The 14,968-nt window shown below is 76.7% G+C and carries 14 protein-coding genes; 4 read left to right on the forward strand and 10 right to left on the reverse strand.

Annotated elements, in window-relative coordinates; all coding sequences use genetic code 11:
- Positions 1-96 precede the first annotated feature (96 nt).
- Both DMP15_RS06980 and DMP15_RS06985 read right to left on the reverse strand, forming a co-directional pair.
- Positions 97-1,359: a primosomal protein gene (locus DMP15_RS06980; protein ID WP_337825556.1), complete on the reverse strand. Its 1,263-nt coding sequence runs from the start codon at positions 1,357-1,359 to the stop codon at positions 97-99.
- An 85-nt stretch (positions 1,360-1,444) separates the two neighbouring features.
- A complete protein-coding gene (locus DMP15_RS06985) occupies positions 1,445-1,681 on the reverse strand; it encodes a hypothetical protein (protein ID WP_073576391.1) in 237 nt (78 codons plus the stop codon).
- A gap of 524 nt (positions 1,682-2,205) precedes the next feature.
- Here DMP15_RS06985 and upp point away from each other — a divergent pair.
- Entirely contained in the window at positions 2,206-2,829 is a 624-nt protein-coding gene (gene upp / locus DMP15_RS06990; RefSeq protein WP_073576390.1) for a uracil phosphoribosyltransferase, read from the forward strand.
- 7 nt (positions 2,830-2,836) lie between these two features.
- A complete protein-coding gene (locus tag DMP15_RS06995) occupies positions 2,837-3,586 on the forward strand; it encodes a GDSL-type esterase/lipase family protein (protein ID WP_073576389.1) in 750 nt (249 codons plus the stop codon).
- A gap of 1 nt (position 3,587) precedes the next feature.
- Here DMP15_RS06995 and DMP15_RS07000 read toward each other — a convergent pair whose 3' ends face one another.
- From DMP15_RS07000 to DMP15_RS07015, 4 genes are read right to left on the reverse strand one after another with little or no spacing between them, the layout of a single operon-like run.
- Entirely contained in the window at positions 3,588-4,049 is a 462-nt protein-coding gene (locus DMP15_RS07000) for a flavodoxin family protein (protein ID WP_062397648.1), read from the reverse strand.
- The gene (locus DMP15_RS07005; RefSeq protein WP_337825557.1) at positions 4,046-5,665 is read right to left on the reverse strand and encodes a phospho-sugar mutase; all 1,620 of its coding nucleotides are present in this window, start codon (positions 5,663-5,665) and stop codon (positions 4,046-4,048) included. Before DMP15_RS07005 ends, DMP15_RS07000 begins: the two co-directional genes overlap by 4 nt.
- Positions 5,665-6,468, reverse strand: a complete 804-nt coding sequence (locus DMP15_RS07010; RefSeq protein ID WP_073576387.1) for a purine-nucleoside phosphorylase — start codon at positions 6,466-6,468, stop codon at positions 5,665-5,667. Before DMP15_RS07010 ends, DMP15_RS07005 begins: the two co-directional genes overlap by 1 nt.
- A gap of 37 nt (positions 6,469-6,505) precedes the next feature.
- Entirely contained in the window at positions 6,506-8,206 is a 1,701-nt protein-coding gene (locus DMP15_RS07015) for a serine/threonine-protein kinase (protein ID WP_337825558.1), read from the reverse strand.
- A gap of 440 nt (positions 8,207-8,646) precedes the next feature.
- On the opposite strand from DMP15_RS07015, the gene DMP15_RS07020 reads away from it, so the two are divergent.
- Positions 8,647-9,936: an amidohydrolase gene (locus tag DMP15_RS07020; RefSeq protein ID WP_337826677.1), complete on the forward strand. Its 1,290-nt coding sequence runs from the start codon at positions 8,647-8,649 to the stop codon at positions 9,934-9,936.
- Positions 9,937-10,017: 81 nt separating this feature from the next.
- On the opposite strand, the gene DMP15_RS07025 is transcribed toward DMP15_RS07020, so the two are convergent.
- A complete protein-coding gene (locus DMP15_RS07025; RefSeq protein ID WP_062397641.1) occupies positions 10,018-10,482 on the reverse strand; it encodes a gamma-glutamylcyclotransferase in 465 nt (154 codons plus the stop codon).
- A 143-nt stretch (positions 10,483-10,625) separates the two neighbouring features.
- On the opposite strand from DMP15_RS07025, the gene DMP15_RS07030 reads away from it, so the two are divergent.
- On the forward strand, positions 10,626-12,029 hold the full coding sequence (locus DMP15_RS07030) for an NAD(P)H-quinone dehydrogenase (protein ID WP_073576386.1): 1,404 nt from the start codon (positions 10,626-10,628) through the stop codon (positions 12,027-12,029).
- On the opposite strand, the gene DMP15_RS07035 is transcribed toward DMP15_RS07030, so the two are convergent.
- The 3 genes from DMP15_RS07035 to DMP15_RS07045 are packed head-to-tail and all read right to left on the reverse strand — an operon-like array spanning position 12,004 to position 14,847.
- Positions 12,004-12,783, reverse strand: a complete 780-nt coding sequence (locus DMP15_RS07035; RefSeq protein WP_167379083.1) for an ESX secretion-associated protein EspG — start codon at positions 12,781-12,783, stop codon at positions 12,004-12,006. The two genes, DMP15_RS07030 and DMP15_RS07035, sit on opposite strands and share 26 nt — an antisense overlap.
- Positions 12,776-14,485: a hypothetical protein gene (locus tag DMP15_RS07040; RefSeq protein ID WP_073576384.1), complete on the reverse strand. Its 1,710-nt coding sequence runs from the start codon at positions 14,483-14,485 to the stop codon at positions 12,776-12,778. Before DMP15_RS07040 ends, DMP15_RS07035 begins: the two co-directional genes overlap by 8 nt.
- Complete coding sequence (locus tag DMP15_RS07045; RefSeq protein WP_337825559.1) at positions 14,482-14,847, reverse strand: hypothetical protein; 366 nt, start codon at positions 14,845-14,847, stop codon at positions 14,482-14,484. The genes DMP15_RS07040 and DMP15_RS07045 overlap by 4 nt, the downstream gene beginning before the upstream one ends.
- Between the last annotated feature and the right edge of the window lie 121 nt (positions 14,848-14,968).

A 14,968-nucleotide genomic window follows, 5' to 3' on the forward strand; every position in this document is an offset into this window, starting at 1 on the left:
CAATATCCGGTCGAATGTCAGAGCTGGGACATCCCGGAACGCCCCGGCGCTCCGGTTCTTCCGGCCCTGGGCAGGCCCCTTGCGGGGCCGATCGGGCTAGTGCTCCCGCAGCCGGGCCTCGAGCCCGGCGACGAGCTCGCCCCAGGACTGCGCCTCCTGGGTGAACGGCGGGCTGGGCGCCATCCGCGTCGGGTCCGGCCGCACGACGAACGACACGAGCCAGCCGAGGCTGTTGGACTCGGCGAGGACCTCGGCGGGCTCGGGGTCCCCGGCCCACTCGCCGACGTCGGTCAGCAGCTCCGAGGCCAGGTCGAGCTGGACCGGGTCCAGGTCGAGCACGCCCTCGGCGAGGTCGGGGCCGATCCCGGTCAGCACGTAGGTGTTCATGTCCTCGACGCCGCCGTCGAGCTCGCCGACGGCGGCCGCGTCGAGCACCTCGGCGAAGGTGACGGCCGCGGTCAGGTCGGTCCCGGCGACGGCGGGGTGCTCCCGGTCGGCCAGCGCCCGGAACAGCGCACGCTCGGAGCCGAACACGTCGATCCGGCCGTCGGAGCCGAGGAAGACCGGCTTGTCGTCGAGGTAGCAGCGCAGGCTGACCACGGAGCGGTCGCCGACCTCGATGCGGATCGGGTCGATGCCGACCTCGGCCCAGAAGCCGTTCGGCTTTTCCGCGGCGGTGTCGGCGTCCTCGGTGCCCGCGGCGAGCGCGGCGGCCTCGAGGGCCTCGTCGTCGTCGAGGGGCTGTTCGGCGAGACGGTCGCGCAGCTCCTGTTCCTCGGCGCGCGCCTTGTCCAGCGCCCCGGCGTCGAGGTCCGGTGTGGCGACGAGGTCGTCGACGGTGTCGACGATCCCGTCCCAGTGCGTCGCGATCGCCTCGGACAGCGCGGTCCAGCGCTTGGCGCCGTCACGTCCGGCGAAGGCCTGCTCGCCCTCGCGCAGCAGCGCGAACGTGGGCTCGCCGTCGAGCGCGGCGATCACGGCGGAGAGGTCGCAGACGTCGGCCAGCGACCGGACGATCGAGACGGTCTCGTGCAGCTCCTGCACGGTCAGCGCGTCCGGGTCGGCGGCGGCCAGCTCCGGCAGACCGACCAGGTCGTACCGGTGGACGGCGTCGGGGGTCAGCTCGGCGACCGCGAGCCCGGGGACCGCGGACCACGCGGGGTGGTCGGCCAGGTCGTGCTCGGGTGCGGTCCGCACGAACGCGGCGAGACCGGCCACCTCGTCGAAGACGAACACGTGCTCGTCGTCGCCGAGGAAGGCTTCCCACTCCTCGCCGTCCTCGCGCCAGGGGGGAGCCCACAGGGTGACCACGTCGCCCCGGGTGAGAGCGAGCCGGATCGGGACGATGTCGCTTGCCACGGGGCGAGCCTATCGTCGCGTCCTGCCGCCGGCCGGTCCCACCACCTCGGGTGTCGCCGGCCCGGCGGATCACGGTCGTGCGGGGTCAGGCCTGGGAGTGCAGTCGGACCACTCCGATGGACACGTCCTCGAGTCCACCCCGGTCGAAGTCGCGTCGCAGCTGGTCGGCCTTGACGGTCGCCGTCATCCCGTCGAACGGGCCGTGCGCGTCCACCTCCCCGGTCTGTGGGTCCACCGCCAGAACAACGTATCCGTCGCACTGCGTGAGCTTTTCCGCAGCAGCGATCAACGTCTGCTCCTCGGAAGTCGTGTTCTCCGGCATCGGATCACCTCCTTGTCGTCTAGTACAGCGTCGGCGGTACCCTCGATGTGACACCGTTTCGGCCATACCACCCGTTCGGGTCAGGTGAATCGCGAGATCGGCGACCGCGCGTGCTGATCGTGGCACTCCACGCGGTCGATCACGCGATCCGGGGAACCGGCCGTGTCCGACCGGCAACCGTTGGTGATCACGGTTCCGCTCCGGGATCGGCTGTCACGCAAGGTCTGCGAGGGTGTCCGCGGCCTCACCCGGGAGGGCGAGGAGATGCATCCGGCCGGTCCCGGCGTCACTCGTCGGTGAGCGCGTGCTTCTCACGCTTCGTGAACCGTGACACGCATCCGTGTCAACGTCCGGGGATGACGTCCCGGTGTCCGTCCGGTCACGGGACGGCATCGTCGCAGGACACGGAGCGCGTCCGGCCGTCGGGTCCCACGGCCCGGCGGGGCGACGGCACCGGATCGGTGGGCCGGGCGCCTCCTCACGGGGGATCTCCGCGCGGCCCGGCCGCCGTAGGGTGTGCGGCCGTGGACACGATCGTCGTCGACCACCCGCTCGCGCGGGCCCGGCTCAGCACCATGCGGGACGCCCGCACCGACAACGCGACCTTCCGGGCGGCGTTGCGCGAGCTCACCCTGATGCTGGTCTACGAGGCCACCCGCTCGGCGCCGCTGGCCGAGGAGCGGATCCACACCCCGGTCTCGCGGACGGTCGGTCACCGGCTCGCCGTCCCGCCGGTGCTCGTCCCCGTGCTGCGGGCCGGGCTGGGGATGGCCGAGGCCGCGCTGAACCTGATCCCGGACTCGCAGATGGGCTTCGTCGGCATGGCCCGCGACGAGACGACCCACCGGCCGGTGCCCTACATGGAGTCGCTGCCCGACAGCCTCGTCGGGCGGCCGGTGTTCGTGCTCGACCCGATGCTGGCCACCGGCGGCTCGATGGTGCACACCGTGGAGCTGCTGACCCGCCGCGGCGCCGACGACGTGACGGTCCTCTGCGCGCTGTCCGCGCCGGAGGGCGTGGAGCGGCTGCGCGCGTCCGGGCTGCCGGTCCGGATGGTGACCGCCAGCATCGACGAGCGGCTCAACGACTCCGCGTTCATCGTCCCCGGCCTCGGCGACGCCGGGGACCGCCAGTTCGGCGCGGTCTGAGTCCGCCGTGAGGCCCTCCCGCCGCATCCTCACCGGGGTCGTGGCGACGGTGGCCGCGGTCGCGCTGTCGGCGCTGCCCGCGGCGGACCGGCCGGAGGACGCCGAGGTGCCCGCCGCCGTCGACGATCCCGGGGTGGTGCGGGTGATGCCGCTGGGCGCGTCGTCGACGGTCGGGGTGGGGAGCCCGGCGACGGCCGGTTACCGCCTCCCGCTGTGGCAGCGCCTGGCCGCCGACGGCGTCCGCATCGACTACGTCGGCTCCCGCAGCTCCGGGCCTGACGCGCTGCCCGACACCGACCACGAGGGCCGCTCCGGCTGGACGGCGGCCCGGATGGTGCCGATGACGGGCGGCTGGGTGCTGGCCGCGCAGCCGGACGTCGTGCTGCTGCACGCCGGGACCAACGACCTGTTGCAGGACGCGAGCGCGCGGGCGACGGCGGCGAGCCTGGACCGGCTGCTGGACCGCGTGTTCGCGGCCGCACCGCACACCCACGTGATCATGGCCGGGGTGTGGGCGCCGCTGCCGAAGCAACGGGCCGAGCGGGCGCGGCTGGCCGAGTACCTGCCCCGGGTCGCCGCCGCGCACCGGGCGGCCGGGCACTCGGTGGAGTTCGTCGACACCGCCACCCTGTTCCCCGCCGGGCGGACCGCGGACGGCCTGCACGCCGGACCGGGCGCCTACCGCACGATCGCGTCGGTGTGGGCCGACCGGATCGAGGCGCACCTCGGGGTGCGGCCCGCCACCGGGCGCCGGTAGCTCAGCCCTCCGGCATGACGGTCGCGGCGACGACCGCGCCCAGCTCGCGGCACGCGGCCCGGGCGGCGGCGTCCGGGGGACCCGCGACCTCGACCGGCGCGGCCGCCGCGGTCCAGCCCATCGCCCCGGCGACCGTCGTCACCGAGCGGGTCGCGCCGGAGGTGTCCGAGCCGCCGTGCACCCACAGCCCGTAGGGCAGGCCGCGGGTGTCGTCGGCGCAGACGTAGAAGACCTGGTCGAGGAAGTGCTTGAGCGCGCCGGACATGTAGCCGATGTTCGCCGGCGTCCCGAGGACGACGGCGTCCGCGGCGAGCAGGTCGCTCGCCGTCGCGGCCAGGGCGGCGCGGGCGACGACCTCCACCCCGGTGATGTCCGGGTCGGCCGCGCCCGCGCGGACCTCGGCGAGCAGCTCCGCGGTGGCGGGGGACGGCGTGTGGTGGACCAGGAGCAGGCGCGCGCTCATCCGGCGAGCATCCCGTCGACCTCCGCGCGCAGCGCGGCCAGGCGCTCCGCGGCGACGGCCCGCGACGCCGGCACCGCGGCCACGTCGCCGGTGGGGTCCTCCACGACCTCCAGGTAGGCCTTGAGCTTCGGCTCGGTCCCCGACGGGCGGATCACCACGCGGGTCCCGGGGCGCCGCAGCCGCAGGACGTCGGGGGCCGGGCGGTCGGCCTCCCAGCCGGCCGGGGGCGCGGCGCGCAGCCGGGCGACGGCGGCGTCGCGCTCGACGGGGGCCATCCGGATCGAGACACCCCGGGTGGCGTGCACGCCGAACTCTGCGGCCAGCTCGTCGAGCCGCCGCGGCACCGACGACCCGGCCGCGGCGAGCCCGCGTACCAGGTCCGCGGCGACGACGGCGGCGGAGACGCCGTCCTTGTCCCGGACGCCGTCGGGGTCGACGCAGAGTCCGATCGCCTCCTCGTAGCCGAAGACGAGCCCGTCGCCGGCCCGCACGATCCACTTGAACCCGGTGAGGGTCTCGGCGGAGCGGGCCCCGCGGGCGGCCGCGACCCGGGCGAGCATCGACGACGACACGACGGTCGTCGCGACGAGCGGGTCCGCCGCGGTCCCGGTCCGCAGGACGTGGTCGCCGAGCAGCACGCCGGTCTCGTCGCCGGACAGCATCCGCCAGCCGTCGGGGAAGGCGACGCCGAGCGCGCACCGGTCGGCGTCCGGGTCCAGCGCGACGGCGAGGTCCGCGCCGCTCCGGGCGGCCAGCGCGAGCAGCGCGTCGGTCGCGCCGGGCTCCTCCGGGTTCGGGAAGGCGACCGTCGGGAAGTCGGGGTCGGGCACGGCCTGGCTCGCGACGACGGCGACGTCGTGCACCCCGGCCCGGGCGAGCGCGGCGACCGCGGTCGCGCCGCCGACGCCGTGCATCGGGGTGAGCGCGATCCGCGGCGCGGGCGCCCCGGTGTTCCCCGACAGCGTCGCGACCCGGTCCAGGTAGGCGCCGGTGACCTCCGCCGGGTCCGGCAGCGGCCCGAGCGGCACCGACACCGCGGGCGGGGCGGCGGTGATCGCGTCCTCGATGGCGGCGTCGTGGGGGCCCACGAGCTGCGCGCCGTCGGCGAGGTAGACCTTGTAGCCGTTGTCGGCGGGCGGGTTGTGCGAGGCGGTGACGGCGATCCCGGCGACCGCGCCGAGGTGGCGCACGGCGAAGGCCACCAGCGGGGTGGGGACGGGGCCGTCGAGCAGGGTCACGGTGAACCCGGCGCCGGTCAGCACTCGGGCGCTGGCCTCGGCGAATGCCGCCGACCCGTGCCGGGCGTCCCGGCCGACGACGACCCGGCCGGTGCCCGTGGTCCGGGCCAGGTGGGCGGCCAGCCCGGCGGTCGCCCTGGTCACGACGGCGACGTTCATCCCCGACGGCCCGGCCCGCACCGGCCCGCGCAGCCCGGCGGTGCCGAAGCGCAGCGGCCCGGACAGCCGGTCGGCCAGCTCGTCGCCGGCCGCCGTGGCACCGTCGCCGCCGGCCATCGCGGTGGCCAGCACGCGCTGCAGCTCGGCCCGGGTGCCCGGGTCGGGGTCGTCGGCGATCCAGCGCAGCGCCGCGTCGCGCAGCGGCCCCGGCAGCACCATCAGATGCGGCCGACGAGGTCGCGCAGCAGCGAGCCCATCCGGGTCGCCGCCGCGGCGCCGGCGTCGAGGACCTCCTGGTGGTTCAGCGGCTGCCCGGACAGACCCGCGGCCAGGTTGGTGACCAGCGAGATGCCGGCGACCTCCAGTCCGGCGGCGCGGGCGGCGATCGTCTCGGCGACGGTGGACATCCCGACCAGGTCCGCGCCCAGCGTGCGCAGCATCCGGATCTCGGCCGGGGTCTCGAAGTGCGGACCGGGCAGCCCGGCGTAGACGCCGTCGACCAGCGACGGGTCCAGCTCGCGGGCGGCGGCGCGCAGCCGGGGGGAGTAGGCGTCGGTGAGGTCGACGAAATGCGCGCCGTGCAGCGGCGAGCGCGCCAGCAGGTTGAGGTGGTCGGAGATCAGCACCGGCTGCCCGACCGACAGGCCCTCGGTGATGCCGCCCGCCGCGTTGGTCAGCACGACCGTGCGGACACCGGCCGCCGCGGCGGTGCGGACGCCGTGCACGACCGGGTCCATCCCGTGGCCCTCGTAGAGGTGGGTGCGCCCGAGCAGGACCAGCACCCGGGTGTCGCCGATGCGCAGCGAGCGGGCGGTGCCGCCGTGGCCGACCGCGGACGGCGCGACGAACCCGGGCAACTCGGCCATCGGGACCTCGGTGTCCGGGGTGCCGAGGACGTCGGCGGCCGGACGCCAGCCGGAGCCCAGGACCACCGCCACGTCGTGGGTGTCGGTGCCGGTGCGGCGGGCGAGCTCGGCGGCGGCGGCGTGGGCGCGAGCGGTGGGGTCGGCGGTGTCGGCCATGCGCGCCAGCCTAGGGGCCGCCGGCGCCGTGGCCGGCTCAGCCCGGGGTGGCGCGGAAGCCCGAGCCGATGGCGTCGAACAGGCCCGCGACGGCGTCCTCGGCGCGGCCGGCGGGGGAGGTCAGCTGCAGTACCCAGACCCCGTCGAGCTGGTCGCGGCCGGGAATGATGCGCATCAGCGTGCTGCGCTGCGCGCTGCCGCTGCCGGTGGTGAGCGCGACCTGGCTGGAGCCGTCGGGCAGCTGCTCGACCGGCCCGGCCTCGACCGGGTCGACGCCCAGCGCCTCGGGGGTGAGGGCGTCGGTGACGGCCCGGACCGAGGTCGCCGCCCGGACCGAGAGCTCCTGACGGCCGTCCGGGCTGACGAAGCGGACGACGACCGAGCCGTCGGGGGCGGGCGAGCGGAACTGCGTCCAGCCGTCGGGCACCGGCACGGTGAAGCCGAGCGGGTCCGGGTAGGTGGTGCGCAGCGACCGGTCGGTGGCGACGGTGACCGTCGACAGCGGTTCCTGCCCGGCCAGCGCGCGGACCCCGGCGAACCCGGCGAGCGCGCCGAGCAGCACGATCAGGGCGCCGCTGAGCACCAGCGGGACGGCGCCGAGCACGGTGGTCGGGCCGGCCGCCGCGGTACGGGCGGGCGCCGCCCCCCGCGACGACGGGCGGGCCTGCCGCGGGCGCGGCGGCTCGGCGGGCGGCGGTGCCGGGGCGGGCACGGGGTCGGCGGCCGGGACGCGGCCGTAGGTGCCGGTGCCGGTGGGGCCGACCGGGCCGCGCGGGGGCGGTGCGGCAACCCGCGGCGGTGCCGGTGCCGGTGCCGGTGCCGAGGCCGCGCCGGTCGGTGCGGGCACCCGCGCCATCACGGTCGGCACGTCCGGGGAGCCGGGGAAGATCGGGTCGTCCGGGTCGGCGAGCAGCGGGCGCAGCCGGGCTCGGACCTCGTCGAGCGGCATCCGGCCCGACGGCTCCTTGACCATCAGCCCGGCGATGACCTCGGCGAGTGGGCCGGTGACCGTCGGCGCGGGGACGGGACCGTCGACGACCTCGGTGATGGTGCGGACCGGGTCACCGTCGACGTCGTAGGGCGGGCGGCCCTCGACGGCGGCCCAGAGCGTCGCGCCGAGGCCCCACAGGTCCGCGGCCGGCGTGACCGGCTGGCCCGCGGCGACCTCGGGCGCGATGTAGGCGGGGGAGCCGAGCACGAGGCCCGCGGAGGTCATCGGCGCGTCGGACTCGTTGCGGGCGATGCCGAAGTCGGTGAGCTTGATCCGGCCGTCGTCGGAGATCAGGACGTTGCCGGGCTTCACGTCGCGGTGGGTGATCCCGGCCCGGTGGGCGGCCCGCAGCGCCGCCGCGGTGCCGTGCCCGACGACGCCGGCCTGCGCGGCGTCGAGCCTGCCCAGCTCGGTGATCGCCGCGGCCAGGTTCTTCGACGGCACCAGCTCCATGACCACCAGCGGCTCGTCGCCGCCGGAGTCGAGCACGTCGAAGACGGTCACGACGTTGGGGTGCGACAACCCGGCCAGTGCCCGGGCCTCCCGCATGATGCGTTCCCGCAGCTCCAGCTTCTCCCCGGCCGGGATGCCGTCGGGGATCTTCAGCTCCTTGAGCGCGACGCGGCGGTGCAGTACCTCGTCGAAACCCGACCAGACGGTGCCCATCGCGCCGCTCCCGAGCGGACCGTCGACGCGGTACCGCCCGGCGAACTGTCGGCGCTGGACCTCGCCCTCGGGAACGGACACGCCGCCGATTGTTCCATCGTGCCCGCGCGGCCCGTCCCCGCACACCGTTCCCGGCCGAGGTCGTCACCGGCGGTGCGCAGTGATGACGGTGCGTCACGAAGCTGGTCGTTCCGGGACGCCGGACGGCCGCCGAGGCGGGCCGGGCGTGCGGACGGTCACGGTCCGGTGGCGTTCCGGCCGCGGGCCGGTGTCGTCGTCCCGGGAGTTCCCCGCGGGGGGCGTCCGAACCGCCGGTGAACGGCGAGGATGGCCGTTCGCCGACGGGAGGAGCGGTCGCACGCGGCCGTTCACCTGGAGCAGTGAACCCGCTGGCAGCAGCTCGCCGACCCCTTGCCGCCCCGAGACGGGAACGGACGATTTCGACTGGAACACCGCCGGACGGGTGAGCACCATCATGGGTGGTGGGAGACGACCGAACGCCGTCCGCGTCGACCGCGGGCATGCGGGCCGTTCCCACCGAGGGCCAGTACGAGGAGGACAAGGTGACTGCGCTGCAGACCCGCACCGAGCTCCCGGAGATCACCGATCCCGCGGTCGACGATCTCGGCTCCGGCACGGGTCCGGCCTGGCTGGAGTCGTGGATGCGGGCGCACAAGGGCGAGATCGTCGGCTGGCGCCGCGCGATCCACGCCCAGCCCGAGCTGGCCCGTCGCGAGCACCTCACGACCGCGCGGGTCTCGGAGACCCTGCTGCGGGCCGGTCTGGAGCCGCGCACGCTGCGCGGCGGCACCGGTGTCGTCTGCGAGGTGGGGCACGGCGAGCCGCTGGTCGCCCTGCGCGCGGACATGGACGCGCTGCCCCTGCAGGAGCAGACCGGTCTCCCGTTCGCCTCCGAGGTGCCCGGCGTCATGCACGCCTGCGGGCACGACGCGCACACCGCGATGCTGCTCGGCGCGGCACTGGCGCTGCAGTCCGCGCCGTCGCTGCCCGGCCGGGTCCGGCTGGTGTTCCAGCCGGCCGAGGAGGTGCAGCCGGGCGGTGCGCTCGACGCCGTCGAGCAGGGCGTGATGGAGGGCGTGCAGCGGATCTTCGCACTGCACTGCGACCCGCGCCTGGAGGTCGGACGGCTCGGCACCCGGGTCGGGCCGATCACCTCGGCCTGCGACCTCATCGAGGTCCGGCTGACCTCCCCGGGCGGGCACACCTCGCGCCCGCACCTGACCGCCGACCTCGTGCAGGCGCTCGGGCTGCTGGCCACCCAGGTGCCGCTGCTGCTGACCCGCCACGTCGACCCGCGCTCGGGCACCGTCCTGACCTGGGGTGCGGTGCACGCCGGGGACGCGGCGAACGCGATCCCGCAGTCCGGCCTGCTGCGCGGCACCCTCCGCACCGCCGACCACGCCACCTGGACCGAGCTCGAGGAGAAGCTGCGGGCGCTCGTCGCGTCCGTGCTGGCCCCGACCGGTGTCGGCTACGTGCTCGACCACGTCCGTGGTGTCCCGCCGGTCGTCAACGACGCGGTGTCCACCGGGATGCTGCGCGACGCCGCGGTGACCGTCGGTGGCGAGGCCGCCGACGCCTCCACCGAGCAGTCCTCGGGCGGCGAGGACTTCGCCTGGTACCTGGAGCACTCCGCGGGCGCCATGGCGCGGCTCGGGGTGTGGCCGGGCACCGGCAAGCAGCGGGACATCCACCAGCCGACCTTCGACCTCGACGAGCGGGCCCTGCCGTTCGGGTCGCGGGTGCTGGTGCAGGCCGCGCTGTCCGCGCTGGCGCAGGCGGCCTCCTGAACCACCGTCTCCCGCGGTGAACGACGACGGCCCGGCCCCCGCGAGGGGGGCCGGGCCGTCGTCGTCAGCCGGTGCGGCCGGTCAGGACTGGTTGCCGGGGGAGGACTTGCGGCTGGGCCTGCTGCGCAGCTCGTTGACGTAGTCGTCCGGGGCGCCCGCGGTCTCCGCGGCGTCGGCGATGACGCCCAGGTAGCGGGCCGACGGGTCCCCGCCCTCGTAGGCGTTCAGCACGTAGATGAACGCGAGGACGCTGCCGTCGAGGGTGGCGACGCGCAGCCGCAGCTTCTTGTGCATGCCCAGCTCGCCGCCCTCCCAGCGGTCGAGCTGGCGTTCGTCGTGCTCGGGGACGTCGTAGAGCACGACGAACACCTGCGAGCCCGGCTCCTCCACCACGGTGGAGAGCGCGCCCTCCCAGGTGTAGTCCTCGCCGCCGAACGTCAGCCGCCAGCCCTGGAGCCACCCGGTCCCGGCCATCGGCGAGTGCGGGGCGCGCTCCTTCATCTGCTCGGGGTCCATGTTCGACCCGTACGCGGCATACAGCGGCACGCGTGCAGGGTAATGGGGAGCCCGGCGGGGCCTCGACCCGCCCGGTCGTAATGATGGGACACGCGTACTGTGAGCCCCGTCGACGCCGGCGGGCGGGACCGCCTGCCGGTCCACCACCACCGACTTCTCCAGGGGGATCTCCCGTGACCCGCATCGTCATCATGGGCGGCGGACCGGCCGGGTACGAGGCCGCACTCGTCGCGGCACAGCACGGCAGCGAGGTGACCGTCGTCGAGCGGGACGGGATGGGCGGCGCCTGCGTCGTCTACGACTGCGTCCCCTCGAAGACCTTCATCTCCTCCGCGGCCGTCCGGGTCGACCTGCACCGTGCCGAGGACCTCGGCGTGCTGGTGGACCGCGGCAACTCCGCGGTCGACCTGCCCGCGGTCAACGAGCGGGTCAAGTCCCTCGCTCTCGCCCAGTCCGCCGACGTGCGGGCCCGGCTGGAGGACGAGGGCGTCCGGATCATCGCCGGCACCGCGCAGTTCGCCGGGCCCGCCGCGGCCCGCGCCGCGCACGAGGTGACCGCCACCCACACCGACGGGACGGTCGAGGAGCTCGTCGCCGACGTCGTCCTCATCGCGACCGGGGCCACCCCGCGGGTGCTGGACTCCGCCCGGCCCGACGGCGACCGGATCCTCGACTGGCGCCAGCTCTACGACCTCGACGAGCTGCCGGAGCACCTGATCGTGATCGGGTCGGGCGTGACGGGCGCGGAGTTCTGCTCCGCCTACGTCGAGCTCGGCTGCCGGGTCAGCCTGGTCTCCAGCCGTGACCGGGTCCTCCCGCACGAGGACGCCGACGCCGCGGCCGTGCTCGAGGAGGTCTTCGCCGAGCGCGGCGTCGAGATCCTCGCCCACGCCCGCGCGGACTCGGTCGAGAACACCGGCGACGGCGTCCGCGTCACGCTGTCCGACGGCCGGGTCGTCGAGGGCTCGCACGCCCTGATGACCGTCGGGTCGATCCCGAACACCGCCGACCTCGGCCTGGAGAAGATCGGCATCGAGACCGACCGCGGCGGGTTCGTCCCCGTCGACAAGGTCTCGCGCACCTCCGAGCCGGGCGTCTACGCGGCCGGCGACTGCACCGGGGTGCTCATGCTCGCCTCGGTCGCGGCCATGCAGGGCCGGATCGCGATGTGGCACGCGCTGGGCGAGGGCGTGTCCCCGATCCGGCTGCGGACCGTCGCGGCGAACGTGTTCACCCGCCCCGAGATCGCGACCGTCGGGATCAGCCAGAACGCGATCGACTCCGGTGAGGTCCCGGCCCGCACCGTGATGCTGCCGCTGTCGACGAACCCGCGCGCCAAGATGCGCGGGCTGCGCCGCGGCTTCGTGAAGCTGTTCTGCCGCCCGGCGTCCGGCGTGGTCATCGGTGGTGTCGTGGTCGCCCCGGTCGCGAGCGAGCTGATCCTGCCGATCGCGATGGCGGTCCAGAACGGGCTCGGCGTGGACGACCTGGCCCACACGTTCTCGGTGTACCCGTCGCTGTCCGGGTCGATCACCGAGGCGGGCCGTCAGCTCATGCAGCACTCCGACCTGGACTGAACAGCTCCGCGCACCGGTCGCGCAGCTCGCCGTCGCCCGCGGGGGCGAGGGTGGACCACTCCGGTCCGCCGTGCGCGCCGGTCCCGCGGGTCAGCCGGTAGCGCCCTCGCGGCGTGTCGACGACGGCGACGTGCCCCGGCAGCCGCGACGGGCTGCCCCAGCGGTCGTGCCGGACGGCGCAGATCTGCGCACGGTGCGCGGGCGCGGCGAGCAGCCGTGCGAGCAGGGCCCGCTGCTCGTCGTCCCCGTCCGTGCCGGGGTCGGTGTGTGCGTCCGCGTCGAGGAGGCGGGCCAGCTCGGTGGTGGGCAGGGCCACGGCGGGCCCGGGCCCCGGCGCACGCCGGGGCAGGGCCGACACCGCGGCGTGTGCCGGTGAGCCCGCCGCGGTGACGGTGACGGCTCCGCCGGTGTGGACGGCGAGGACACCGTCGCCGTCGCGCTCGGCGGCGACCGCGCGCAGCGGCCCGTCGTCGAAACGGCCGCGCACCTCCAGATGGTGGTCGGGACGGGCGAGCAGGGCCAGCAGCCGTACCAGCGCGGGGTCGGGTCCGGCCGGACCGGCGAGGCCGCGGGCGCGCAGCCCGCCGACGCCGGCCGCCACGACCCGGCGTCGTTCCTCGCGGGTGCGCCCGGGGGAGGGCAGCCGCAGCGCCACCGGGGTGGCGCCGAGCCCCAGGTGCTCCCAGACGACGTCGAACTCGGCGCCGGTGAGCACGAACGGCGCCGAGGGGGTCCAGGGCGCGGGCTCAGCCACGGCCCCTCCAGCGGGCGTCGGGGCGCAGGACGCCGGGGTCGGGTCGGGCACCGGGCTGCTCCGGGGGGTCGTCGGGGGCGGCGTGCTCGTCGGTGACGAGGCGCCAGGCCGGGGTGCGGGGGTCGGCGGGCGCGCCGACGGTCGCCGCGACCGGGTGTGGGGCGGCCGGGACCGCGCCCACCGGCACCCCGGCGGGGGTGACGGCCGGGTCGCCCGGTGGCGGCATCGGCGGCGGGGCGTGGCGGGCGTGTGTGACGGCGCCGTGGGGCGCCGGGCCGTCGGGCTGGGGAACGGCGAGGTCACCGGTGGTGACGCCGTGGTGGACCGGGCTCCGGGGACCGTCGGGGTCTCCGGGGGCGGCACCGCCGCCGGTTCCGTCCGGGAACGGTCGGTCGCTCGTGGTCGCGCCGGGAGCGGGGCCTGCGTGTGGCGTGGGGCCGCCGTCGGGCCCGGTGTTCCCGGTGGCGCCGTCCGGGGCGGGGCCACCGGGCGCCGGCGGCGCCCCACCGTCGGCGGCCGGGGTGCCGCTGGGGGCGCGGGTGCCGCTGGTCGTCGCATCGCCGGAGGGCGGGCGGTGCTCGGCCCCGCTCGGCGGTCCGTCACCCCGCGGGTCCTGGGCGACACCGCAGGACGGTGCCCCGTGGCCGACCGCGTCGCCGGGGCGCGGGTGTCCGGGCGGCGTGCCGCCCCCGGCGGGCCTGCGTCCGTCCCGGGCCTGCCGCTCCCGGCGGATCGTGGCGCCGATCACGATCCCGGCCCCGCCGAGCGCCCCGCCCGCGAGCACCGCGGCGGTCACCGCGGTGCTGCCGCCGCCGGGGTCCGTGCCGTCGACGCCGTCCGGGACGCCGGCGCCCGCGGGGGACGCCGGACCGGCCCGGAGGTCGCCGGTGCCGGTGTCCGTGCCGGGTGCGCCGGGCGTGCCGCCGGTGCGGGGGGCATCGGTCGCGGGAGCCGGCCCGGAGGAGGGCCCGCCGACGTCGATCGGCCGTGCCCCGGGCACCCCGGCCCGTCCGTTCCCGGTCAGCACCGCCGCGGTGATCCCGCCGAAGCCGATCCCCGCGAACACCGTCGTCCCCGTCCCGGCGCCGCCCGCCGGGTCCGGGGCCGGGTCCGCGTCGCCGCCGGGGCCGGGCTGGGGCCCGCCGGGCGACAGGGCCGGGACAGCGGGGGAGGCGGGGGCGGTGCCGTCGCGGGTGACGACCGGGGACGCACCCCACCCGGTCCACGGGGCGCCGGTGAGGCGGGTGTCGTCGTCGTAGCGGACCATCAGCTCCGCGGCCCGGCCGGCCGAGTTGCCCGCGGCGAGGTCGGCGGCCGCCCAGTCGTCGAGCAGGGCCGGGCCGGTGGGTGCGGCCTCCGGCGGCGTCGGCGCCGCGGCGGCCGGCATCCGGGCCCGGAGGTCCGCGGCGAGCCCGGCCTGGGCGGCGAGTGCGTCGGCGGTGCGGCCCGCGTCGACGGCGGCGGAGACGACCCAGCCGTCCAGCGACCCGAACGCCACGGTGACGCCGTCCGCGGTGCCGCCGGACCACCCTCCGGGCAGGTCACGGACCTGCCCGGACAGCTCGCGGTGGACGTCGGTGAGCGCGGCGGCGGCGTCGCGCCACGCCCGCTCCGCCCCGGCCGACGCCGAGGGGCCCGGACCGGCCGCCACCATCGCGACGATCTCGGCGTGGGTCAGCCCCGCCCAGCGCGGCGCGGTCACCGTACACCCCGGTTCACCGCGTCCGTCGTCGACTCCTCGGTGCGGGTGTAGGCACGCCCGATGGCACCGGCGGCGTCGCGGGCCCGCAGCAGCTCCGCGTGCAGGGTGCGCAGCCGGCCGATCGCGGCGTCGGGGCCGTCCGCGGCGTGGACGGCGTAGCGGGCGGCGGCCTCGGCGCTGGCCGGATCCCCCAGCCACGGCTCGACCCGGCGGGCGTCGGCGTCGAGGGTGCGGAGCGCGTCGGCCAGCCGGGACGCGGCCCGGTCGAGCGTTTCCGCCGCCCCGGCCGGGGCGGCCGGGTCGACACGCAGGTCCGGGTGGATGTCGGGCACGTCGGCCTCCGGTGCGGACGGGCGGATCACGGACGGGCGCACGCTAGGCCCGCACCGGCCGTCGCCGCGGCGGTTCGCCGCGGAACGGTCGCGATCGCGAAGCCCGCACACGACGACGCCCCCGTCCACACCGGTGGTCATCGGCGCGGAC

The organism is Pseudonocardia sp. UM4_GMWB1 (assembly GCF_017312155.1).
Taxonomy (GTDB): domain Bacteria; phylum Actinomycetota; class Actinomycetes; order Mycobacteriales; family Pseudonocardiaceae; genus Pseudonocardia; species Pseudonocardia alni.

Coding starts and splice junctions, on each gene's coding strand:
- DMP15_RS06985 (WP_073576391.1), bottom strand. CDS start 1,681: ATGCCGGAGAACACGACTTCCGAGGAGCAGACGTTGATCGCTGCTGCG.
- DMP15_RS07000 (WP_062397648.1), bottom strand. CDS start 4,049: ATGAGCGCGCGCCTGCTCCTGGTCCACCACACGCCGTCCCCCGCCACC.
- DMP15_RS07005 (WP_337825557.1), bottom strand. CDS start 5,665: ATGGTGCTGCCGGGGCCGCTGCGCGACGCGGCGCTGCGCTGGATCGCC.
- DMP15_RS07010 (WP_073576387.1), bottom strand. CDS start 6,468: ATGGCCGACACCGCCGACCCCACCGCTCGCGCCCACGCCGCCGCCGCC.
- DMP15_RS07020 (WP_337826677.1), top strand. CDS start 8,647: ATGCGGGCCGTTCCCACCGAGGGCCAGTACGAGGAGGACAAGGTGACT.